The sequence below is a fragment of the Achromobacter sp. 1012554356 genome, from assembly GCF_059760815.1.
The window spans coordinates 64,144-85,732 of the sequence record NZ_JCBANC010000022.1 but is presented as its reverse complement, the minus strand read 5'-3'; the positions used below and the strand labels follow the sequence as shown (position 1 = coordinate 85,732).

The window sequence follows — 21,589 nt, the reverse complement described above, 5'->3', positions numbered from 1 at the left end:
TTGCGCATGAGACGAAAACGGTGGGGCTGGGCACCGCGACTATGCCACACGGGCTACTGCTCGAACAACGGGGCCAGTGGCAAAAGCGGCCCATACTTCTTTAGCTTTTCCCACTCCTCGGCCGCTTGGCGCAATTCCTCGTTCTTGCGCGCCTCCTCCAGAATTTCATCAATGCGCGGCGCCAGCGCGACGGACAGGTCGATGATGTCGTAGGCGGTGTATCCGCGTTCCCAGCGTGCGCGCAACGTCACCTCATCGCCCTTGGCCCGCATCGCGCGCGTGGCTTCCTTCAGCAGGGCCTTGCGCTGATCGGCATTGAGCCGCTCGGCGAATGAAATGCCCGCCACCAGGCCCTGCACCACGCCTTTCTCGCGATACCCGGTGGTGGCTGCCACCTCGCTCGCGACGCTGCGGCCGATGACCTTGGGCGCCAAGTTGTCGCGTATCCAGCCGCGGCTCAATCGCAGCAATCCGGCGGCTAGGCCATGGCCGAAGCCCGTGCGCATCCCTTCGGCTCGCGCCGCTTCCTGCGCTTCGGCGTAGGTCATCGCAAACTGGACCATCAGCATGATCGCGTCTTGCGGGCCGGGCATAAGAAAGTCTGCGACCCAGCCTGCGGCGCTGCCAATCTTGCTAAGCGCCGAGGCCGCGCGGCCTTGGACCTTGAGCACCGAACCGGCTTCCTCGGCCAGCGCGGCGGTGGTGGCGGCGGGCGCAGTCGCGGCCTTCTTGCCGAAGCGTTGTTCGAATTCCTCCATCCGGGGTGGACCGGCGGGAACCTTGGGCTGTTCGCCGGGGATGCGCGGCTTGGTGGCGGGTTGTTCGACGGGGAGCTGAGGCAGCGAATCTCTAGGACGAGGCCGCGGTGCAGTTTGCTCGTGCTGTACGAATAGCTGCTTCTTTTCCGAAACTCCGGGGATTTCCTTCTCGCTGGGAAGCCCCGCATTGACGGCGGGGCTTCGCATGCTTGACAACGACCGGTAATGGCCCGAGCCGTCATTCCAGGAAAGGAGCTGCCCCTTCTTGTTGAATCTCACCTCTCCCGCCCAACTGACCCGACCGCCTTGAGCCGCCTCGGTATGTCCGAACGCGCCCGGCGTGGTTTTGGCCTTGACGGCAAATATCTCGCCGTCCTTGACGACAAAGTCGTACTTGCCGCTTGCCGTCCCTGGATGGCGGCCGCCCACCTCCCGCCATGTGCCGTTGACTTCCTTGAGTCTGACTACGTCACGCCAGGATCCTGGGGCGGGCGCGTCCCTGAACAAATTCCCGTAGGTCGGCCCACTGGTTTCGCGCTGGATCAGGCGACGGCCGTGGGTGGCCGACATCGATTGCTGAACCACGTGCGCGAGTTCATGCGCCAACAGCGCGCGCCCCGCCGACGTGCCGGGCGCGTATTGGCCGGCATTCAGAACGATGTGATGGCCGACGGTATAGGCGCGGGCTTCAACGGCGTTGGCGGAAGCGATGGCCTGTGCATCGGCGTGCAGCCTGACGTGGCTGAAATCTCGCTGGAAGCGCGATTCCATGAATGTGCGGGTCAGCGCGTCGAGGGGATGACCTGGGGCGGACAGCACATCGCTGACGACAGGCGATCCATCCAGCGACGCCGCGCCGCGCGGGTCCGCCGGCCGCAGGGGAGGCGGCGATCGCACCAGTGTTGGATCCGAGGCCTGCAACATCACGCCACGCGGCTGATCGCCCTGTGGCGGCGGCATTCGCATCACGTGTTCGGACATCCGGTGAGCTTCGTGCTCCGACGCATCACCTGGGCGGCTTACCGCAAGGGCCGCAGCGGGGGGGAGCACGGCTATCGCGTTGAACACGTGAGCAGGGCGCGAAAGCGGGCGTTTCGTCTCGCCCGGGGCCTTGTCTTCGGTGGTGCGCAAGGGCGCACGATTTCCGGCTGCCCCACGTCCGCGGCTGGCGGTCGAGGCATTGTGAACTGCCGCCTTTGGCTGGTTTACGAAAGTGCGCATGGTTCCGCTCCGTCCGTGTCGCCGAATATTGTCCTCCTTTGCAGGCGTGCTGAATACGGGGCGGGCTTGGTCCGACAGAATTCGGGTGTCTGACACCCAGGAGACGCCTTGGCAAGTTTGCAGCGGCGCTGACCCGGGTGTCAGACACCGGCGGGGCGTGTAAGACAGGTTCGGGTGTCTGACACCCAGGAGATGCCTTGGCAAGTTTGCAGCGGCGCTGACCCGGGTGTCAGACACCGGCGGGGCGTGTAAGACAGGTTCGGGTGTCTGACACCCAGGAGACGCCTTGGCAAGTTTGCGGCGGCTTTGACCCGGGTGTCAGACACCGCGCAATACATAAACCGCAATAACCGGATATCCGCCCTGGCGGTCCCTGCCGAGAATCACGGAAATCCATCCAAATCGGAGATCCATCATGAACCTCTTGCAAGGAAAGGTCGCCCTGATTACCGGCGCATCGTCTGGAATCGGCCGCGCCGCGGCATTGTTATTCAGTGCCGAAGGCGCCAACGTCGTATTGAACGCCAGAGGCGACGAAGCGCTCGAAGACGTGGCGGCTCGGATTCGCTCGCAAGGCGGTGAGGTGCGTATCGTTGCGGGCGACGCCAGCCAGCCCGGCACGCATGAGTGCTTGATTGCCGAAGCGCAAGCAGCGTTCGGCGGGCTGGATATCGCCTTCAACAACGCCGGCGCCACTGGGCCGGTCGGGCCGCTGGCGGATATCAGCTTCGCCGACTGGCAAGCGACCATCGCCGTCAATCTTCACGCCGCCTTTCTAGGCAGCGTCCATCAGATCCCTGCCATGCTGGCGCGCGGGGGTGGCGCAATCATCTTCACCTCAAGTTTCGTCGGCACCAGCGTCGGTCTGCCCGGCATGGCCGCCTATGGCGCGGCCAAAGCGGGTTTGATGGGACTCGTCAAGGGCATCGCCGCGGACTATGGCGACCAAGGCATCCGCGCCAACGCGCTGATGCCGGGCGGCGTGGATACGGCAATGGCCGGGAATGCTGAGCAGAAGGAATGGGCGGCTGGGCTGCATGCCATGAAGCGAATCGCACGGCCCGAGGAGATTGCATCTGCCGCGTTGTTTTTGGCGAGCCCGATGGCGAGTTTCGTCACAGGGTCCGCGATGTTCGCTGACGGGGGAAACTCTGCGGTGAAGTGAAGGGCCGATGCGGGCGGCTTGATCGTCAAACTGCATGACACCTGTTTCTGTAATACTCCAGCATCATCGCTTCAATGCGCGTCCGTCATCAAGCGAGCTCGCCAAACCTTCACGGCTTTCGGATTTCCCGCTCATGTCTGAACACCACCAATTCATCTTCCCCCGTGACGTCCATCTGCCGCCGCCCAATTGGCCCGCGTTGGAAGCGCAGCTGCTGGAAGGGAGTTACGTCTTGCCAGCACAGGTCGACACCATTCCCTACCGCGCCACCAACAACAACAGTTTTGACGCAGACGACGCGTCATGGCATAGCGTTCATTACTGCCTCGGCCCGTCGGCCAGACCCTACCTGAGCGACCTCGTTCGAGAAGACTACGACGCCGATCCCAAAAACTTCCCCATCATGCTGCTGGCCTTCGACGGGCCAAATCCCCGCGTCATGGTCGGCGAAAATCTCTCCGCGCCGAGCGTGCCGGGATCGAACGAGCCCGCCACGCCGATGCCCGCCGATTCGCACATCGACTTCATCGGCGAAGCCTACGAGAATCCGGCCGTCCAATGGCATTGCGAGCAAAGCGGACGCAGTTACCGCATCCTTGAGCTCGATTGGCATTACACCTTTGCGATGGGATTCCGGATGGTGCAATGCGAAGGGCTGGATCGCGAGAGTGCGCACGGGCTGGCTGGCTTGATTGGGGAACTGACGGGGCAGGTCATGGGCTGCAGCCATCGGCATCTTTGACTGCTGGATGCCGCCAAGCTCGAGACAACTTGATACACCGCTAGGCACAGTAGGCTGGCATATCCCCTCTAAGCTATCGGTTCTTTCAATTCAAACCGAAGTAAAGATAAGGAGCGATATGTCGGTTCAAACATTAGGCCGGTGCGGTGTCGTGTTGTTTTTGGCCGCGCTCAGTTCGGGATGCTCAGTAGTCGGCGAGTGTGGACTGCTGCGCAGCAGTTGCATCTATGAAGGGCAATACGAATCGGGCGAGGAAGACTACGCGGAAGACGAAGCGAAGCGCTTGAATAAGGAATCTTCCGATCGGTTGCGCCGGAGCTCCGGGAATTGATGCAGGTCGCGTCAGGCAGGGCGATGAGAAGGTTCTGCGTTTGCCGTGCCGCGAATTCGCATGCGCGGCATACCGCACATCATTGTGAAACACCGAACGCCTGACCAGCCCGAAAGGTTATTCGCAACGCCGAAATTCTGCCCTATTACACTTCGCAGCCTTCACAAGCCGAACAAAGGGGCGCGCGAATGTCGCATCACAAACGTCAACAAGAAAACCAAAAAAGGCGTTTGCGTCCCGAGACATTGGCGGTTCTGGTAGCGACCACAATCAGTGCAGTCGTGGCGACCCCGGCGGCGCGAGCCGATGGCGGCTATGGCAGTCCGGTGGGCTCGGGTCCGACGCAGGTCGCAGGTGGCGCGGGGGGTATCGACGGCACGGCGGCCGAGGCCACGGGCCGCCCGGGAAGCATCGGCATCGGCAGCAATGCCGGTTCGGCCGGCGGCGGCGGTGCGGTGGACCTTGACACCGGCAATGGCGCCGCGGGCGGCGCACGTGGTCCGGGCGATACCGGTACGGGCCTGGGGCAGGGTCCCGGCGTGGCCGGCACAACCGGGACCACGGGCCAAACCATCGCCAGCGCCTCTACCATCGGCACCAACGTGACCGGAGGAACGGGCGGTGCGGGCGGCAATCCGCAGAACAACGTCAGCACCGCGGGCGGCGGTGGAGGCGGCGGCGTAGGCGTGTCAGCGTCGGCGGACTTGACCGTGCTGAGCGGGGTCACGGTGCGTGGCGGCGCTGGACGCGCACAGGGCAATGCCGGCAGCGGCGGCGGCGGCGCTGGCATCTTTTCCAATTCCCAGGTCAATGTGGCAACCGCTGCGACCGTGATCGGCGGCGCTGGCGGCAGTGCGACGCTGACCGGTGGAGCAGGTGGCGGTGCGATGGGTGTGCTGCTCAAGGCCGGCGCAGGCGTGGTCAATGGCGGCGCCATCGTGGGTGGCGTGGGCGGCGCCGGGAGCTCGATCACGGCGAACGGCGGCGGAGGCGGCGGCGCCGGCGTGCAACTGACGCACGGCGGCACGGTCGTGAATCTGGCCGGCGGCACCATCACCGGGGGCGTGGGCGGCGCAGGGCGCGTGGTCGGCGGCCAGACGGGTGCAGGCGGCGCGGGCGTCAAGGGCGTCGACGTCACAGTCATCAATGCAGGCACCATCACGGGCGCCTTGAGCGGCGCGTGGTCCGGGGCTGGTGCGCCAGCCCGCGTGCAAGCCGCGGCCGTGTCGTTCATCGGCGGCGTCAACACACTGGAGCTGCAAGCCGGGTCGGTGCTCAACGGTGACGCCGTGGCATTCAGCCGCGCCGACACCTTGCGCCTGGGCGGAAACAATGACGCCACCTTCAACGTCGCCGATCTTGGGGCGGCCGGCAGCGCCGCCGCCTATCAGGGTTTCGGCGTGTTCGAGAAGGACGGCGCAAGTGCCTGGACGCTCACAGGCGTCACGTCGGAAACCACAAGCTGGACCATCCGGAATGGCGCGTTGTCGATAGCCAGCGATGCCAGCCTGGGCGCAAGCAATGGCAGGGTGACGTTGGATGGTGGCGCCTTGCACACGACGACAATCATGAGCACGGCCCGCGATATCCAATTGGGCGCGGACGGCGGCGTCCTGCAGACCGACGCCGATCTGCAAAGCACCGGCGCGATCGGCGGCGAGGGCAAGCTGATCAAGACCGGCGCGGGGACGCTGACGCTGACCGGCGCCAACACGTATGCCGGCGGCACCGATATCGCTAGCGGAACGGTGGTGGCGTCGTTCGCCAATCTGGGCAGCGGCGACATCCGCAATGATGGCGCGCTGGTACTGACTCAGGAACTTGACGTGGTCGATGGCCGGGTCATCGACGGCTCCGGCACGCTGACCAAGCAAGGAATCGGCCGCGTCGTGCTCAACGGCGGCGGCGCCATGTCGGGCGCCACGCGCGTGCAAGCCGGCGCATTGATCATCAACGGCGTCTTCGCTAACTCCGCAGTCACCGTGGGCGCGGGCGCCACATTGGGCGGTAGCGGCACCGTGGGGGCGACTACCGTACAGTCGGGCGGCGCCATTGCCCCGGGCAATTCCATCGGCGCGCTGCATATCAACGGCAACTACTTGCAGCAAGCCGGCTCCACGTACCTCGTTGAGATCGGCGGCGGCGCGTCGGATCGGATCACGGTCGACGGGACCGCCACGCTGGACAACGGCGCGGCCATGTCCGTGGTCAGGGCCGGTTCCGAACTCTACAAGGTGGGCACGTCCTACCAGGTACTTGCCGCGACGGGCGGATTGTCCGGGACCTATGCGGTCAGCGGAGACACGGTGATTTCTCCGTTTCTGACCCTGGCTGATCGCTACGACCAGAACGGCGCCTACCTGACGGTGACGCAAACCGGCAACGTGCAGGACGCTGCCGAGACGCCCAACCAGAGCGCCACCGTCGGCGGAGCAACGGGCACTGCGGTCTCCGACGCCCTGCTCAATTCGCCCAGCTTCGAGGCGGCGCGCAGTGCGCTGGATCAGCTGTCTGGCTCGGCCCTGGCCTCGGCCAAGGGGGCACTGTTGTACGACAGTCGTTATTCGCGCGATCTGGCCATTGATCGGTTGCGCAACGCTTTTTGCACTGAAGGCGCCGGCCAGCCGCGCGAGCGTGACGGGCGATCGACCGGCGACACCTGCGCCAACGGCCGAGTCGCTTGGGGTCAATCTTGGGGCGGCTGGGGCCACACCAACGGAAATGGCAATGCCGGCCGCATCGACCGCGATTCGGCGGGCTTCGTGATGGGCGTGGACGTGCCCACGGGCTCGTGGCGCGTGGGGGTGCTGGCGGGCTATAGCCGTGGCCGCTACAAGGTCGACGATCAGAATGCTCGCAGCGACACGGACGACTACCATCTGGGCGTCTATGGCGGCACGCAATGGGATCGGCTCGCCTTGCGGCTGGGCGGCGTCTACACGTGGCACGACATCGATTCCGCGCGTGACGTGAACGTTGCCGCGGTGGGCGGGCGCATGAAGGCGGACTATCGCGCCAACACCGCGCAGGCCTTTGCCGAACTGGGCTATCGCCTGGGCGATGACCGGGCAACGTTGGAACCCTTCGTCAACCTGGCTCACGTCAATCTGCACACCGACGGCTTTACTGAAACCGGCGGCTTGGCCGCTTTGCGCAGCCGCGGCGACAACACCGCCACAACATTCTCCACGCTAGGGTTGCGGGGATCGACGCAAATCGGCGCAGGCCCCGTTGATGCAACGCTGCGCGGCCTGGTGGGATGGCGCCGCGCCTACGGCGACATCACGCCGCAGTCCAATGTGTCTTTCCAGGGCGGTGATGTCTTTACCATCAGCGGCGTGCCGCTAGGCAAGGACGCCGTGGTGATCGGTGCGGGGCTGGACCTGCATGTCACGTCGCGCGTCACGGCAAGCGTGGCGATCGACGGGCAATTCGGCAGCGGGGCAACAGACCGTACGGTAAGCGCCTCGCTGCGTGCACTCTTCTAAAGGATTCCAAGCCGGCTTCAAGCAGCGCCGCGTTACGGGGGACGCCGGCAACCGTGAACGCGTCGCCCGCGTCGAAAGCCATCTTCGTCGTGGGGTTCAGGTCGCCAAATGCATGGCGCCAGCCAGCGCCGGCGGTGAGCGCACCCTCGAACTTGTCCGGCGTCAGCGCCTGGCGGCCACGCACACCGAGCGTGGTGGTGGTGGACTGGTCGCTCTGACTGGCGCCCGAAAGCGCGGCGCTGCCATCGCATTCCTGGAGCGCACGGCTGCGAAGGTTCGCCCAGGCCAAGCCCGCATACGGCTCCACGGAGAACGGACTGTCCAACAGAAATGGAGAATTTCCAAATGCTCTCATTCTGAATAGCGCGCTTGCCGATTAATCAGCCCAAGCCGATCACTCCTAATGGCCAGTCAGCCAATTTTCCCAAAAGATTCGAAGTAGTCTTATTTCCGTAATGATTGACGCGGTGGTTTCATACGCCTGCAGCATGCGATGTGCTGCAGGTGAAACGCTGATAAATCCATATTCCGTCCCCAGCGAGCGCTCGCTGTAGAACGGCAGCTTCAGATTTCACGAGGATCTGCGGCCAGTAATCTGTATAAAGCAGCGGCGGCTAAATGGCGTTGAAAGTTGGGGCATAGGTAGGGTGACGCAGTTAGCCGTTATCTAGGGCCGTGACGAAAGTCACGGCCACTTTTTTGGCATCTTCTCAATTTCTGACCCGGCGGTATTCATGCAAGCAGAAACTGCCTCCGTGCGCTGGACGCTCGCGCCGTGCCCGACCGACACGCGTTTGCGAGCGCTTTCGCGGTGTGGAGTACATGCGAAATGGTGAGCACCTCCGCAATTTACTATGCAGCTTCGTCCATCTTCCTCCAATTTCAATCTGATGGCGATTGGGCACTTGTTGGCATAGCCGCGATGGGGGTCGCACTGCTACTGTTGGCATCAGTTCGGGGCAGGTCGTTCGATGAAGCGCCATTTGAGGCTCTGGAGCAGCGTCCTTCCTCACGCCGCCGGTCCACGGGATGGTTCAATGCGTGGTGCATCGTCTTTCCGCCAGTAGCCATGGGGATGGCTCAGGACCAGATGAATGAGTTGGCGGAAGGCCAAGCGTAGTCTGGCTCGGCGTGTGGTCGTGCATCGTGTTCCGGCCGATTGCCATGAGCATGAAATCGCTGCTTACTGGTGCTTATCCTGACGCCTAGCGCGCGGAAGGAAGAACGCGCGAAGTCCGAGAAGCGCCGGCAAGACAACGATTGCGAGCCAGCCCGCGACCGATGCCGCCCATGCCCAACGGTATTTCCAGGAGATGAATTCTGGTACGCCGTTGTCGTCAAACCAAGGGTCTATTGATATCAGTATCAGTCCCAAGGCATAGCAAACTACCAATGCCACGAGGGCAGCGGTAAGCGCAGGCGGCGCTCCTGTTACCGAGCGTCCCTTCACAACACTTGCCAGCCAGAATGCCAGTACGCCGACGAATACAAGGGGGAAGATAAGGATCATCAGCATTTCGCGCGCTTTGTCTCGTCGGGGCTATTAATACTCCGCTTTAATACTCCCCGAGAAACTCCTCCGGATCGGCCTCGATCTCGGCAATCGACCCCGTCAGCAGCGCCTCAAAGCTCGGCGCCACCCAGGTGATCTGGTCCGGGTCATGGGTGAAAGCGATGATCTGTCCCGGCGTGCCGGACTCGCTTGGCGAGTGGTCGACCATCAACAACAGCGTGGCGCCACCAAAACTGGCGAAGGGTAGCCAGCCCGGCTGAAACCAGCCGCCTCTGATGCGCGCATCCCGCGGTTCTGGTTCTTCGTATCCGGCATAGCGCGGCGCTCGGTCCGCCATGCGGGCTCTTCCCGCAACCGCCTTTTCCAGCGGCAGATAATCATAGGCCGTCAGATAGCCCGGCCGCATGAATACTGGCGCATCGCGCTCGGCGCCATTGGCCAGAAGCCAAGCCTGCCTGGCGTCCGCTGCGATGGCTAAGCCAATTTCCGCCTCTACTGCTTCCAGTGCCGATTCCGCCGCACCCGGGTTAAGGTTTAGCGCGTGTCCGTGCGCGTTGCAGACCGTGCGAACCCGATCAAGGTATTGAGGAAAATTCATTGCTGCAGGCGGTCTTTTCAGTGTTGGGCAACTTGCGGCAAGAAAAACCGATCCTTCAACTCCTGCAACCCAATCCGATCAAGCATTTCAGTCAACCGCTCCGCAGGCTTGCGGGTCGGCAGATTCTTGTACTGCGCAATGATCAGCTCATTCTTCATCGAATGCTCCCAGCCAACCAGCTCGGTTACGCTGACCTGATACCCATGCGCCTCAAGCTGCAGGCACCGCAGCACATTTGTAATCTGGCTACCAAACTCGCGCGTATGCAACGGATGCCGCCAGATCTCCGCCAGCGGGTCGGCCAGCGCCTTTGCCTTGTTCTTTCGCAGCACCGACGCCACTTCCGCCTGGCAGCAAGGCACGACCACGATGTACTTGGCCTTTTTCTCCAACGCAAAATGAATCGCGTCGTCGGTAGCGGTGTTGCAGGCGTGCAGGGCGGTGACGACGTCGATCGATGCGGGGAGTTTGCCGGAGGTAATCGACTCAGCCACCGACAGGTTCAGGAACGACATGCCGCCAAACCCCAGCCGCTTGGCCAGGTCCTCTGACGACTTCACCAGTTCTTCCCGCGTTTCGATGCCGTAGATGTGCGAGCCGTTCTTCAGCGCCTCGGGCTGCTCTTTGAAGAACAGGTCGTACAGGATGAACCCCAGATACGACTTGCCCGCGCCATGGTCGGCCAAGGTAACGGCGCCGCGTTGTTCTTGAACATCCTTGAGCAGCGGCTCGATGAACTGGAACAGGTGGTAGACCTGCTTGAGCTTGCGGCGGCTGTCCTGGTTCATCTTGCCGTCGCGGGTCAGGATGTGCAGGGCCTTGAGCAGTTCGATCGACTGGCCGGGGCGGATGTCGTGGGTTTTTTCTGACATGGGGAAAGGCAAAGCGCCCCGCAGGGGCGGGGCGCGTGGAGTGCGGGAAGGGACAGTGTAACCCTCCGCGTGACTGACACCGGGTGAATTTGGGACGGTGGGGGCCGGTGTCTGACACCCCGGGAACGGGCTCGCAATGCGGCCGCGATCTCGTAGGGGTGTCAGACACCTCGGTCAGCGTAGAGGGGCGGACACCTCGGTCAGCGCAGGGGGCGGACACCTCGGTCAGCGCAGGGGGCGGACACTTCGGTCAGCGCAGGGGTGTCAGACACCTGGGTCAGCGCAAGGTGTCAGACACCCGGAGCAACGGGCGGTGTCTGACACCCAGATCAAAGGTGCGTCTCAGACCGTCACGAGGACGGGCTCACCCAGATTCAGCATCAAGCGATTCGCCCAAGCAAAGATCGCGTCCGAATGCAGCAGATCCAGGATCTCGCCGTCATTCAGCCCGACGTCCTTCAACGCCTGGATGCTGTCCGCATTCACGTCCGCCTGGGCTTCGGTGATCTGGATCGAGAACTTCCCAATCGCCTGTTCACGCTTGGTCGTGCCAGCCGTGATCGGATTCTCAAACACCTGTTCAATCACATCATTGCGCTTGGCCAGTTGTTCGAACCGCTGCGCATGCACCGATGCGCAGTACACGCAGCCGTTCACACGCGACACGACGGTGGCGCCAAGTTCGCGTTCGGCGCGCGACATGCCGCCGGGGGCGTACATGATGGCGTTGAAGGCCGTGGAGCGTTGACGCAGGATTTCCGGCTGGTGGACCAGGAACAGGTAGTAATCCGAGACCTTGGCCTTGGGGTGGCTTTCTTCCAGAACGGCGATCTGCTCGGGCGTGGCGGTGTCGACGTTGACGACGTCGAGCCAGGCCTTCCATTCCAGGACTTCGTTCGTGAAACCGTGGGCCTTGATGACGGCGCCGGGTTCGGTGGTGCCGGGATTGACCACGGCCGTGGCATCGGCGGCAGCAGCACCGGCAGGCTGACCTTCAGCCGCCTTCATCGCCACCAGCCCAGCCACCAGCCGCGTCTGATACGACAGGAAAGCAATGAGCTGCGACAGAGTCACGACAGCAGGCGTGGAAACCCCCGCAGCCGGCAGCGTCTTCAACGCGGCCTCGTCGCCTTCAACAGGCTTTTCAATCAGCTTGCGCGTGTATTCCAGCACGGCGGCCAGTTGCGGGTTGGCGGCGTCAGCCGGTTTGCCCGATTCGGCGACGGCGATGTCCGCTGCCGCGGCGCCCGCTTCCACGGCGCGGGCGCGGTAGTGCGCAGCCAGCAGCGGCGACGGGGTGATGCGCGTCGCATACAGCGCGACCAGCAGCCGGTCGGCCTGCGACAGGCCGGGCAGGGCTGGGTCAAACAGGGCGTCGTAGCTGCCTTGCGTGGCGGCGGCGACCTTGTCGCGCTTGTGGCGCACGTCAAAGGTCTGCGTGCCGGGCGTCAGGCCCACGAGCTGGTCGACGATGTCTTTGTTGATGTCGTAGACGATGGGTTGTTGTGCCATGGATGAGGTCTCCTAAAGTTTCGTTCAGCCGGCGTTGCGCGCGTCGTTCGCAGTCGAAGCCGGCTTCCCAGCCGCCGCGCCCTTGGCCTTCACCGCCGCATCCAGGAACGACGTCACGCCTTCCCAGGACTCCTGGTCGGCGCGAGCGTTGTCCTTGGGATTGCCGCCGCTGGTGCTGATCTTTCCCGACACGGGGTGTGCGTATACGAGCTGCGTGGTGGGCACGTAGGGGAACAGGATGGAGTGGCCGCCGTTCTCGTAATCCAGCCACTTGACCGGGTACGGGTGCTGCACGTCGGCCAGCTTGTCCTGCACCATCTTCGAATACAGGCTGGACGGCCACGAGCCGTCGTCGGTGCCGGACAGCAGCATGACCGGGCCTTCGATGTCTTCGACGCGGATGCGGGCGCGGGCGACGGCGTCGGGGTCCTGCAACGCGGTCAGGATGGCCTTTTCGTGGCGATGCGGCGCGGGGCCTTCATCGAACGGGGCCCAGGTGGCGGTGCGGTTGTTTTCCCAGACGTGGGGAATGGGTTTGCCGCCCAGCAGCCACGTGGGGCCTTCGCGGCCGATCTTGGGGTCGCAGGCGTTCTGGCCGCTGTGGACGACGGCGCCGGGCACATAGGCCACGACGGCCGACACTTCCTTGGGGAAGGTGGCGCCCAACAGCAGCACCAGTTCTCCGCCGCGCGACTGGCCGCTGATGGCGACGAAGTCGTGTTTGGGCTGGACCTTCTTGCGCAGCCAGCGCAGGCCGGTCTGGAAGTACTCAAGCGGGGTGTTGGAAATGTAGTCCGACAGGCCCGGCGCCTTGAAGTACGCCAGCGCAAAGGCCGCGTAGCCGCGCGAGGCGTACAGGGCGGCACGCGGTTCGTTGATGCCGCCGCCGGACCCGTTCAGGATCATGACGGCGGGATGCGATCCCGGGGCGCTGCCGGCGGGCAGGTACAGGGTGCCGACCAGGCCTTCCTCGCGGACTTCGACGCGTGTGACGCCGTCGGACGCCAGGCGCTGCGTGAACGTGGCGCGGGCTTCTGCGCCTTCGGCGCGGGCCACCACGTCGGTGACCAGCGCGTCGGTCACCGGGTGGTTGAAGTATTCACGGCTCTTGCCGTCGTCGGGGGACTGCGCCCAGACCAGCCCCATCGGGGACAAGCCGGTGTAGTCGCCCGAGACGGGCGCGTCGCGGGTCAGGTCGACCACGCCGTCCTCGCCTGCCGTGTAGGCGGCCTGGGCTTGCCAGACCACGCCGTTGCGGCGGGTGAGGGCGGTGATCTCGACGGTCGCGCCGGGCGCCACGTGTTCGACGCGGATCTGGCGCGGGACGTCGATGAGGGCGTCTGCGGGGGTGATGGTCAGGGTCGGCGCCATGGCTTACTTGTCCGAGACCTTGGTGACCATCATGGCGGCCGTGCGGTCGCTGGTCATCGGCGTGACCTTCAGGCCCTTCTTCGTTGCCCAGATGTTCTTGTAGTGGAACAGCGGGATGATGCCGACGTCATCGGACACGAGCTTGACGGAGTCGCGCAGGATGGCTTCGCGCTTGGCCACGTCGAATTCCGAGGTGGATTGCTCCAGCGCGGTGTCGACCTTGGCGTTGGTGTAGTGGCCCCAGTTGGATGCGCCCAGACCCTTCTTGGCGTCGACGGTGGCCAGGATGTTGACCAGCGCGTAGCTGGCTTCACCCGTGCCGTTGCCCCACGCCAGCATGCTGACGGCGAATTCGTTCTTGTTGGCGCGGCCCGAGTACACGGCCCACGGCACGACCTCCACTTGCGTCTTCACGCCCACGCGGGTCCAGAACTGCGCGACCGCCTGGGCCGTTTCCGGGCCTTGCGGGTAGCGGTCGTTGGGGACGTGCATGGTCAGCTTGAAGCCATCCGGAAAGCCCGCTTCGGCCAGCAGCTTCTTGGCTTGGGCGACGTCGTTGGGGATGTCCTTGATTTCGGGGTTGTAGCCGAAGGTGCCCTTGGGCATCCACTGGTTGGCTTCGGTGGCGGCGCCTTGCAGGATGCGGTCGGCGATGGCCTTGCGGTTGATGGCCAGGTTCAGCGCCTGGCGCACGCGCACGTCCAGCAGCGGGTTCTTGTCCAGCGGCTTGCCATTGTTGTCGGTGATGTACTGGTTGGGCGCTGGGTTGAAGCTGGGTTGCAGCAGCATGACGCGCAGGCCGTCGTACGGGTAGACCGAGATGTTCGAGGCCTTTTGCAGCTTGGCCAGGTCGGACACCGAGACCTTGTCGATCACGTCCACGTCGCCGGCCAAGAGGGCGGCGGTGCGGGCGGCGGCGTTGTTGATGTAGCGGTAGTTGACCTTTTCCCAGATCTGCTTGTCGCCCCAGTAGGCGTCGTTGCGTTCCATCAGGACGCGGTCGCCCGGCGTGTACGAGACGAACTTGTAGGGGCCGGTCCCGACCATGGCCTTGCCCGAGTTGTAGTCTTCGGTCGACGACTTTTCGCCGACGTGCTTGCTGACGACGTGGATGGACGCCAGGTTCAGGGGCAGGTCGGGGTTCGGCGCCTTGGTCTTGACGATGAGCGTCAGGGGATCCTTGGCGGTCATCGTGTCGATGGTGCGCAGATAGCCGGCGTAGGTGGCGACGCTGCCGGGCACACCGCGGGCGCGGGTGTAGGAGTAGATCAGGTCGTCGGCGGTGAAGGGCGTGCCGTCCTGCCACTTGACGCCTTCACGCAGCTTGAATTCCCACGTGGTGTTGTCCAGCGGCTTCCAGCTCACAGCCAGGCCCGGCTGCAACTTATTCCACTTGTTCTCGATCAGGAGGTCCCAGAAGTGCAGGGCCACCGAGCGGTCGCCGGCGTGGTTGTTCAGTTGCGGGTCCAGCGACGACAGCGGGTCGGCAAAGCCGATCGACAGATTGTCGGCGGAGGCAGCGGCCGAGGCGCCCAGGATGGCGGCGGTGAGGGTCGAGAGAATCAGGCGTTTCATTGTCCGGGATCCTTGGTAGAGGGGGAACGGAGTGGGTCCATTGACCGCGGCGGTCGTGCCGCAGTCATTGATCGTCAGGCCATGTCGTTCAGGTGACAGGCGCTCAGGTGGTTGATGGCGATTCCCTTCAGCGTGGGAACCTCGGTCTTGCAGCGCGGCATCGCATGCGGACATCGCGGATGGAAATGGCAGCCGGTGGGCGGGTTGAGCGGGCTGGGGATCTCGCCCTTGATCGCGGTAAAGATCTTGTGGCGCGACTTCAGGGTGGGGATCTCGGCCAGCAGCGCCTGGGTGTACGGGTGGTTGGGACGCTGGAAGACTTCTTCCACCGTCGCCGTTTCCACGACACGGCCCAGATACATGATGACGACGCGTTCGGACAGGTGCTCGACCACGCCCAGGTCGTGGCTGATGAAAAGATACGTCAGGTTCAGGTCTTCACGCAGGTCCATGAACAGGTTCAGGATCTGCGCCTGAATCGATACGTCCAGCGCGGCCACGGCTTCGTCGCAGACCAGCATGGACGGCTGCACGGCCAGCGCGCGGGCAATGCCGATGCGCTGGCGCTGGCCGCCGCTGAACTGGTGCGGGTAGCGTTGGCGCAGGGCGGGGTCCAGACCGGCGCGTTCGAGCTGCGTGCTGACGTAGTCGTCGAAGTCGCCATTGCCGACCAGGCCATGGATGCGCGCCGCCTCGCCGACGATCTCATCCACGCGCAGGCGCGGATTGAGGCTGGCGTAGGGATCCTGGAAGATCATTTGCACTTTCAGGCGCGCGGCGTGGGCCTCGGCGGTGGTCATGTCGGCGGGGCGCTTGCCGTTGATGCGGACTTCGCCGCCGGAAGGCGTGAGCAGTCCTGCGGCGATGCGGCCCAGCGTGGACTTGCCGCAGCCGGATTCGCCGACCAGGCCGACGACTTCGCCCGGGTTCACGATCAGGTCCACGTGGTCAACGGCGCGCGTGATGGCGGGCGGCTTGGACAGGCCCAGCGATTGCATTGCGCGGCCGGCGGCGCCGATCTTGCGTTCGCCAAAGCGCTTGCTGACCTGGCGCAGGTCGATCAGCGGGGTGGGGGCGTTGGCGGTTGCGCTCATGCCGCCACCTCGCGGTGGATCTGGATGGAAGGATGGAAGCAGCGCACGTCGTGTTCGGGTAAGGCTTGGGTGATGCCGGGTTGCTGGCCGCAGGCGGCGGGGGCGCGCGAGCAGCGCGCCGAGAACGCACAGCCGGCCGGCAGGTGCAGCAGGTTCGGCGTCATGCCGGGAATCTGGCGCAGGCGCTGGCCGCGCTGGTTGTTGCTGGGCAGGCTGTCGATCAGGCCCACGGTGTACGGATGCTGCGGACGGTCCAGCACGTCGTCGACCTTGCCGTGTTCGACGATGCGGCCGGCGTACATGACGGCGACGTCGTCGGCCAGGCCCGCCACCACGGACAGATCGTGCGTGATCCAGATGAGGCTGGTGCCGTGCTGCTGTGCCAGCTTCTGCACTTCGGACAGGATCTGCGCCTGGATGGTGACGTCCAGCGCGGTCGTCGGTTCGTCGGCAATGATGAGGTCCGGGCGGTGCAGCATGGCGATGGCAATGGCCACGCGTTGGCGCATGCCGCCGGACAATTGATGCGGATAGGCCAGCAGGCGTTCCTCGGGGCTGGGGATGCCCATCATGCCCAGCGTGTCGCGCGCCAGGATGCGGGCTTCGGCCTTGCTCATCCTGGTGTGGGCGCGCACGGTCTCGATCATTTGCACGTCCACCCGCAGCACGGGGTTCAGCGTCATCATCGGATCCTGGAAGATCATGGCGATGCGATTGCCCTGGAGCTTGCGCAGTTCGCGCGCGGGCAGCTTGGTCAGGTCGCGGCCCTGAAACAGGACCTCGCCGCCGGCAATGCGGCCCGGCGCGTCGACCAGCCCCATGATGGAGAAGCCCGTGACGGACTTGCCCGAGCCGGATTCACCGACCAGGCCCAGGATCTTGCCGCGTTCCAGCGTGAAGGAGACGCCATCCACGGCGGGCAGCACGCCCGCGCGGGTATGGAACTGGGTGCGCAGGTTGCGCACTTCAAGCGTGGCCGGCGCGCCAGCCGAGGCGGAGCGGTCGGTCATTTGTGGGTCCTCGGGTTCAGCACGTCGCGCAGGCGGTCGCCCACCAGGTTGATCGCCACGATGGTGATCAAGAGCGCGATGCCGGGGTAGAAGCTGATCCAGTATTCGCCGGACAGCATGTATTGGAAGCCGTTGGAGATCAGCAGGCCCAGCGACGGTTCGGTCACCGGCACGCCCAGGCCCAGGAAGCTCAGCGTCGCTTCCAGCGTGATGGCACGCGCGATCTGCAGCGTGCCGATGACGATCAGCGGCGGCAGGCAGTTGGGCAGGATGTGCTTCAACATGATCCGCCAGTTGGGAATGTCCAGGCAGCGGGCGGCTTCGACGTATTCGCGGCGGCGCTCGACCAGGGCCTGGCCGCGCGCGGTGCGGGCGTAGTAGGCCCATTCCAGGATCACCAGCGTCAGCACCACGTTGCCCACGCCCTTGCCCAGATACGCAAGGATCATCATGGCCACCAGGATCGACGGGAACGACAGGATCAGGTCCACGAGACGCATGATGAAGGCGTCGACCTTGCCGCCGGCGTAAGCGGCCAACAGGCCCAGCAGCGTGCCGATGACGCCGGCGATCAGCGCCGAGCCCACGCCCACCATCAGGCTGATGCGCAGGCCGTACAGGATGCCGGACAGCAGATCGCGGCCCTGGCCGTCAGTGCCCAGCCAGTAGTGGAAGGTCTCCAGGCCATTCATGGTGCCGGGCGGCAGGCGCGAGTCCAGCACGTCGATCTGCAGCAGGTCATATGGGTTTTGCGGTGAGATCCAGGGCGCCAGCACGGCGGCCAGGATCAGCAGCGTGGCCACCACCAGGCCCAGCACCGCCGTCTTGGACGACAGGAACTCGGCCAGGTTGCGGCGCCACGGCGACTCGCGGCGCAGGGCAGGCGCCTGCGCGGTATTGGATACGGAACTCATGCCGTGGCCTCCAGCCGCACCCGGGGGTCCAGCACTTTGTACAGAATGTCGACGATCAGGTTCAGCGTCACGAACAGGCACACCACCACGATCAGGTAGGCCACGATCACGGGGCGGTCCAGCGCGTTCAGGCTGTCCAGGATCAGCTTGCCGGCGCCGGGCCAGGCAAAGATGCTTTCGGTGATGACGGCAAATGCGATGGTCGAACCCAGCTCAAGGCCAAGCACCGTCACCAGCGGGATCATGGTGTTGCGCAGCACGTGCACACAGACCACGCGGAAGGGCGACAGGCCCTTGGCGCGCGCGAACTTCACGAAGTCCAGCGGCATCACGTCGCGCACGCCGGCGCGAGTCAGGCGGATCACCAGCGAGATCTTGAAGAGCGACAGGTTGAACGCCGGCAGGATCAGATGGCGCCAGCCGTCGGCCGTCAGCCACGACCACTGGAAGCCCAGAAACTCCACCGTCTGGCCGCGGCCGCTGGCCGGCAGCCAGCCGAGCGACACGCTGAACGCCATGATGAGCATCAGCGCCACCCAGAAGGTGGGCAGCGAGAAGCCGACGATGCTGCCCGCCATGATCATCTTGGACGCGCGGCTGTCGGGGTACAGGCCGGCAAACAGGCCCAGCGGCAGACCGACGATGACGGCAAACGACAGGGCAGTGATCGCCAGTTCAAGCGTGGCCGGCAGGCGCTGGATCACCAGCTCGATCGCCGGGATGTTGTAGACGAAGCTGTTGCCCAGGTTGCCGTGCAGCGCGCCGTTCAGGAAGGCCAGGTACTGCTGCCATAGGGGCTTGTCCAGGCCGAGTTCGGCGATGATGCGCGCGCGGTCCACCTGGTCCACGTCCTGGCCGATCAGGATGTCGACGGGGTTGCCGATGGCGTGCAGCCCCACGAAGACGATCAGCGTCATCAGGAACACGACCACGGCGGCCTGCGCCACGCGGCGTAGCAGCCATGCGGTCATTGCGCGGTCTCCGCCTGCGTGGCCGTAGCCGGGGCCGGCGATGGGGCCGGGGTCCATTCATCGCCAAACACTTCGGGCTCGGCAAACGCTTCCATGTTGGCGTAGTGCGTGGCGACGTCTTCGCGGTAGAAGAGGCCGGCGATGCCTTGCGCCAGGCGCTTGGCGCCTTCGCTGATGGCGGGGATATCGCCCGAGATCGTGCCCTGCGTCAGGGCGGCGGGGTACGAGAAGCAGTGGACGCGATCCAGGCCGGGGCAGGCGCCGGGCACTTTTTCCTGCAATTCGAAGACGGCGCCCAGGTCGGGCGAGTCATGCAGTTCCTGGTCTTCCTCGCCGGCGGGCGGCGTGTAGCGGTCGCCCCAGGCGCGCACGTGAGGCGCAAGCGGCGCGAATTCCGGGCGCACGGTCCAGTCGATGCGAAAGCCCGTGGAGAAGATCAGGAAGTCCAGTACGAACACGCCCTTGGGCGTGGTGACGTGGATCTCGTTGTCGATCAGCGCCAGGTCCAGCACGCCGCAGCCCAGGTTGAAGAAGGCATTCGGATGGCGCGACACGCGCAGCGTGCTGCCGCGCGGCGGCGGCACCTGCGCGGCGTTGATGTAGTGGCGGATCTTCCACTTCCATTCGTCGGGCAGCGTCAGGTGGCCGTGGGTCAGGCCGGGATTGCCCGCGCCCTTGCCCTTGTTGATGCGGGGGATGTCGTTGCGGCGGATCAGCAGATCGACACTGGCCGCGCCGGCTTCCAGCGCGGTCGCCGCGCTGTCCATGGCGGAAGCGCCGGCGCCCACGACGCCCACGCGCTTGCCGGCCAGCGTGTTGTAGTCCATCACGTCGGACGAATGCGCCCAGCGGTCGCGCGGCAGTTTCTTGGCAAAGTCGGGCACATACGCGCCGCCCAGGCCGTCGCGGCCAGTGGCCAGCACAACGCGGCGGGCCAGGAGGGTGCGGCGTCCAGCGGGCGATTGGATGTCCAGTTCCACCAGCTTGTCGGCGCGCGGCTGCACGGACAGGATGCGGTGTTCGTTGCGCACGTCCAGGTTCAGCACGCGGCGGTACCAGCGCAGGTATTCCATCCATTGCAGGCGGGGAATCTTGTCCAGCGCTTCCCAGGCGTCCAGGCCGAATTGCGCTTCGAACCAGGCGCGGAAGGTCAGCGCGGGCAGGCCCAGCGCGGGACCGGTCAGTTGCTTGGGCGAGCGCAGCGTTTCCATGCGCGCCGTCGTGGCCCACGGGCCTTCGTAGCCTTCGGGCGCCTGATCGAAGATCGGCGCATCAATGCCCAGATGCTTGAGCGACGCGGCCGCCGCCAGACCGCCCATGCCGCCGCCGACGATGGCCACGTCCAGCACCTGCTGGCCGTCGACCTGCCGGGGCGTCACCCAGTTCTTGGCGGGGAGTTCCAGCCAGGACAGGTCTTGCCGAAGGCGCGCCTCCAGGGCGGGCAGGCCTTGCGGCGGGGTGGCGATGGGCTGATTCATGATGCGGGTGTTTCCATAACAGGGGCGTCATCGCCGTAGATCGACTGCAACAGCGCCGAATGCTCGCAGGCGTCGTGCAGCACGAAGCCGGGCAGCAGGTCCGCGGCGGCGTCGGCTAGCGCATCCGCCATGGCCTGGCAGGCCGGCGTCAGCGTTTGCGACTGCGGGGTGATGACCCCAAAAAAGAAGGGGATGTCCAGGTCGATGGGCCGGATCGCCACGCCGGCCATCGGCGAGCCGTAGGCGGTCACGGGTTCCAGCACCGATACGCCAAGCCCGGCGCGGACCGCGGCCAAGGCATTGACGGACGAATTGGTTTCGATGGTGCCCAGCGCCTGCACGTTGTGCGCCAGTGCGGCGTCCAGGCGGCGGCGCAGACGGTAGGGATTGGCCATGGTGATGAAGCGGCGTCCAGCAAGGGCCGACACCGGCACCACGGCATGCTGCGCGGCGGGATCGTCTTCCGGCAGGGCGGCCACGCAGGGGGATTGTGCAATCCAATGCACGGTCAGACCGCGGTGTTCCAGCGGCAGGCTGGTCACGCCCAGTTGCGCGGCGCCCGACAACACGGCGTGCACCACGCGTTCGGGCGAGGCGCTGCGCAACTGCACGCGCGCGGTCCCGAGCCGGTCTTCAATGCGCTTGAGCGCGGCCGGCACCAGACCGGCGGCCAGGGCCGACGTGGCGGTCACCAGGAGCGGCTGCGCCTGGCCGCGCGCGATTTCATCGGCCCGGCCACGAATCTGCTGCAGGCTGGTCAGTGCGCGTTCAACGTCGTCATAAAGCAGGAACCCCTGTTCGGTCGGCGTCACGCGAGGACCGCTGCGCGCGAACAGGGGATAGCCGATTTCGGCCTCCAGTTCCTGCAGCAACCGGCTGATCGCCGGCTGCGAGCGTCCCAGCAGCCGTCCGGCCGCGGTGACGCTGCCGGTGGACATGACGGCCGCGAAGGCCTCGAGTTGACGGAGTTCCATTG

The 21,589-nt window shown here is 65.1% G+C and carries 17 protein-coding genes; 3 read left to right on the top strand and 14 right to left on the bottom strand.

The window, feature by feature from the left end; all coding sequences use genetic code 11:
• Positions 1–53: 53 nt before the first annotated feature.
• The gene (locus tag AC6LJW_RS13820) at positions 54–1,979 is read right to left on the bottom strand and encodes an eCIS core domain-containing protein (RefSeq protein ID WP_498087568.1); all 1,926 of its coding nucleotides are present in this window, start codon (positions 1,977–1,979) and stop codon (positions 54–56) included.
• 415 nt (positions 1,980–2,394) lie between these two features.
• Between AC6LJW_RS13820 and AC6LJW_RS13815 the strand changes: the two genes are divergently transcribed.
• From AC6LJW_RS13815 to AC6LJW_RS13805, 3 genes are all read left to right on the top strand, one after another.
• On the top strand, positions 2,395–3,144 hold the full coding sequence (locus AC6LJW_RS13815) for an SDR family oxidoreductase (protein ID WP_498087567.1): 750 nt from the start codon (positions 2,395–2,397) through the stop codon (positions 3,142–3,144).
• A 34-nt stretch (positions 3,145–3,178) separates the two neighbouring features.
• The gene (locus AC6LJW_RS13810) at positions 3,179–3,886 is read left to right on the top strand and encodes a hypothetical protein (RefSeq protein ID WP_498087566.1); all 708 of its coding nucleotides are present in this window, start codon (positions 3,179–3,181) and stop codon (positions 3,884–3,886) included.
• A 612-nt stretch (positions 3,887–4,498) separates the two neighbouring features.
• Positions 4,499–7,705 (top strand): autotransporter outer membrane beta-barrel domain-containing protein, encoded by a 3,207-nt coding sequence (locus tag AC6LJW_RS13805; RefSeq protein WP_498087565.1) that lies wholly within the window; start codon positions 4,499–4,501, stop codon positions 7,703–7,705.
• Here AC6LJW_RS13805 and AC6LJW_RS13800 read toward each other — a convergent pair.
• From AC6LJW_RS13800 to AC6LJW_RS13740, 13 genes are all read right to left on the bottom strand, one after another.
• Positions 7,620–8,060: an autotransporter outer membrane beta-barrel domain-containing protein gene (locus AC6LJW_RS13800; RefSeq protein ID WP_498087564.1), complete on the bottom strand. Its 441-nt coding sequence runs from the start codon at positions 8,058–8,060 to the stop codon at positions 7,620–7,622. The genes AC6LJW_RS13805 and AC6LJW_RS13800 overlap by 86 nt on opposite strands.
• An 828-nt stretch (positions 8,061–8,888) precedes the next feature.
• Positions 8,889–9,221: a hypothetical protein gene (locus AC6LJW_RS13795; RefSeq protein ID WP_498087563.1), complete on the bottom strand. Its 333-nt coding sequence runs from the start codon at positions 9,219–9,221 to the stop codon at positions 8,889–8,891.
• Positions 9,222–9,261: 40 nt separating this feature from the next.
• Positions 9,262–9,816: an SMI1/KNR4 family protein gene (locus AC6LJW_RS13790; RefSeq protein ID WP_082578834.1), complete on the bottom strand. Its 555-nt coding sequence runs from the start codon at positions 9,814–9,816 to the stop codon at positions 9,262–9,264.
• 17 nt (positions 9,817–9,833) lie between these two features.
• A complete protein-coding gene (locus AC6LJW_RS13785; RefSeq protein WP_498087562.1) occupies positions 9,834–10,688 on the bottom strand; it encodes a class I SAM-dependent methyltransferase in 855 nt (284 codons plus the stop codon).
• A 342-nt stretch (positions 10,689–11,030) separates the two neighbouring features.
• Positions 11,031–12,200, bottom strand: coding sequence for a CMD domain-containing protein (locus AC6LJW_RS13780; RefSeq protein WP_082578833.1), 1,170 nt, complete (start codon positions 12,198–12,200; stop codon positions 11,031–11,033).
• Positions 12,201–12,224: 24 nt separating this feature from the next.
• Positions 12,225–13,571, bottom strand: coding sequence for an acyl-CoA thioesterase/bile acid-CoA:amino acid N-acyltransferase family protein (locus AC6LJW_RS13775; RefSeq protein WP_056562113.1), 1,347 nt, complete (start codon positions 13,569–13,571; stop codon positions 12,225–12,227).
• Between the two features lie 3 nt (positions 13,572–13,574).
• Positions 13,575–15,146, bottom strand: coding sequence for an ABC transporter substrate-binding protein (locus tag AC6LJW_RS13770; RefSeq protein WP_105239321.1), 1,572 nt, complete (start codon positions 15,144–15,146; stop codon positions 13,575–13,577).
• Positions 15,147–15,220: 74 nt separating this feature from the next.
• Complete coding sequence (locus AC6LJW_RS13765; protein WP_498087561.1) at positions 15,221–16,240, bottom strand: ABC transporter ATP-binding protein; 1,020 nt, start codon at positions 16,238–16,240, stop codon at positions 15,221–15,223.
• Complete coding sequence (locus tag AC6LJW_RS13760; protein ID WP_498087560.1) at positions 16,237–17,250, bottom strand: ABC transporter ATP-binding protein; 1,014 nt, start codon at positions 17,248–17,250, stop codon at positions 16,237–16,239. The genes AC6LJW_RS13765 and AC6LJW_RS13760 overlap by 4 nt, the downstream gene beginning before the upstream one ends.
• Complete coding sequence (locus tag AC6LJW_RS13755) at positions 17,247–18,164, bottom strand: ABC transporter permease (protein WP_056562100.1); 918 nt, start codon at positions 18,162–18,164, stop codon at positions 17,247–17,249. Before AC6LJW_RS13755 ends, AC6LJW_RS13760 begins: the two co-directional genes overlap by 4 nt.
• On the bottom strand, positions 18,161–19,135 hold the full coding sequence (locus tag AC6LJW_RS13750; RefSeq protein WP_056566643.1) for an ABC transporter permease: 975 nt from the start codon (positions 19,133–19,135) through the stop codon (positions 18,161–18,163). The genes AC6LJW_RS13755 and AC6LJW_RS13750 overlap by 4 nt, the downstream gene beginning before the upstream one ends.
• Positions 19,132–20,613, bottom strand: a complete 1,482-nt coding sequence (locus AC6LJW_RS13745; RefSeq protein WP_056562097.1) for a flavin-containing monooxygenase — start codon at positions 20,611–20,613, stop codon at positions 19,132–19,134. The genes AC6LJW_RS13750 and AC6LJW_RS13745 overlap by 4 nt, the downstream gene beginning before the upstream one ends.
• The gene (locus tag AC6LJW_RS13740) at positions 20,610–21,587 is read right to left on the bottom strand and encodes a LysR family transcriptional regulator (RefSeq protein ID WP_427984349.1); all 978 of its coding nucleotides are present in this window, start codon (positions 21,585–21,587) and stop codon (positions 20,610–20,612) included. Before AC6LJW_RS13740 ends, AC6LJW_RS13745 begins: the two co-directional genes overlap by 4 nt.
• Positions 21,588–21,589: the final 2 nt, after the last annotated feature.

Bases quoted from the DNA above. Each gene is read 5' to 3' on its own strand.
- AC6LJW_RS13820 (WP_498087568.1), bottom strand. From the start codon at position 1,979: ATGCGCACTTTCGTAAACCAGCCAAAGGCGGCAGTTCACAATGCCTCG.
- AC6LJW_RS13815 (WP_498087567.1), top strand. From the start codon at position 2,395: ATGAACCTCTTGCAAGGAAAGGTCGCCCTGATTACCGGCGCATCGTCT.
- AC6LJW_RS13810 (WP_498087566.1), top strand. From the start codon at position 3,179: ATGACACCTGTTTCTGTAATACTCCAGCATCATCGCTTCAATGCGCGT.
- AC6LJW_RS13800 (WP_498087564.1), bottom strand. From the start codon at position 8,060: ATGAGAGCATTTGGAAATTCTCCATTTCTGTTGGACAGTCCGTTCTCC.
- AC6LJW_RS13795 (WP_498087563.1), bottom strand. From the start codon at position 9,221: ATGCTGATGATCCTTATCTTCCCCCTTGTATTCGTCGGCGTACTGGCA.
- AC6LJW_RS13790 (WP_082578834.1), bottom strand. From the start codon at position 9,816: ATGAATTTTCCTCAATACCTTGATCGGGTTCGCACGGTCTGCAACGCG.
- AC6LJW_RS13785 (WP_498087562.1), bottom strand. From the start codon at position 10,688: ATGTCAGAAAAAACCCACGACATCCGCCCCGGCCAGTCGATCGAACTG.
- AC6LJW_RS13780 (WP_082578833.1), bottom strand. From the start codon at position 12,200: ATGGCACAACAACCCATCGTCTACGACATCAACAAAGACATCGTCGAC.
- AC6LJW_RS13775 (WP_056562113.1), bottom strand. From the start codon at position 13,571: ATGGCGCCGACCCTGACCATCACCCCCGCAGACGCCCTCATCGACGTC.
- AC6LJW_RS13770 (WP_105239321.1), bottom strand. From the start codon at position 15,146: ATGAAACGCCTGATTCTCTCGACCCTCACCGCCGCCATCCTGGGCGCC.
- AC6LJW_RS13765 (WP_498087561.1), bottom strand. From the start codon at position 16,240: ATGAGCGCAACCGCCAACGCCCCCACCCCGCTGATCGACCTGCGCCAG.
- AC6LJW_RS13760 (WP_498087560.1), bottom strand. From the start codon at position 17,250: ATGACCGACCGCTCCGCCTCGGCTGGCGCGCCGGCCACGCTTGAAGTG.
- AC6LJW_RS13755 (WP_056562100.1), bottom strand. From the start codon at position 18,164: ATGAGTTCCGTATCCAATACCGCGCAGGCGCCTGCCCTGCGCCGCGAG.
- AC6LJW_RS13750 (WP_056566643.1), bottom strand. From the start codon at position 19,135: ATGACCGCATGGCTGCTACGCCGCGTGGCGCAGGCCGCCGTGGTCGTG.
- AC6LJW_RS13745 (WP_056562097.1), bottom strand. From the start codon at position 20,613: ATGAATCAGCCCATCGCCACCCCGCCGCAAGGCCTGCCCGCCCTGGAG.
- AC6LJW_RS13740 (WP_427984349.1), bottom strand. From the start codon at position 21,587: ATGGAACTCCGTCAACTCGAGGCCTTCGCGGCCGTCATGTCCACCGGC.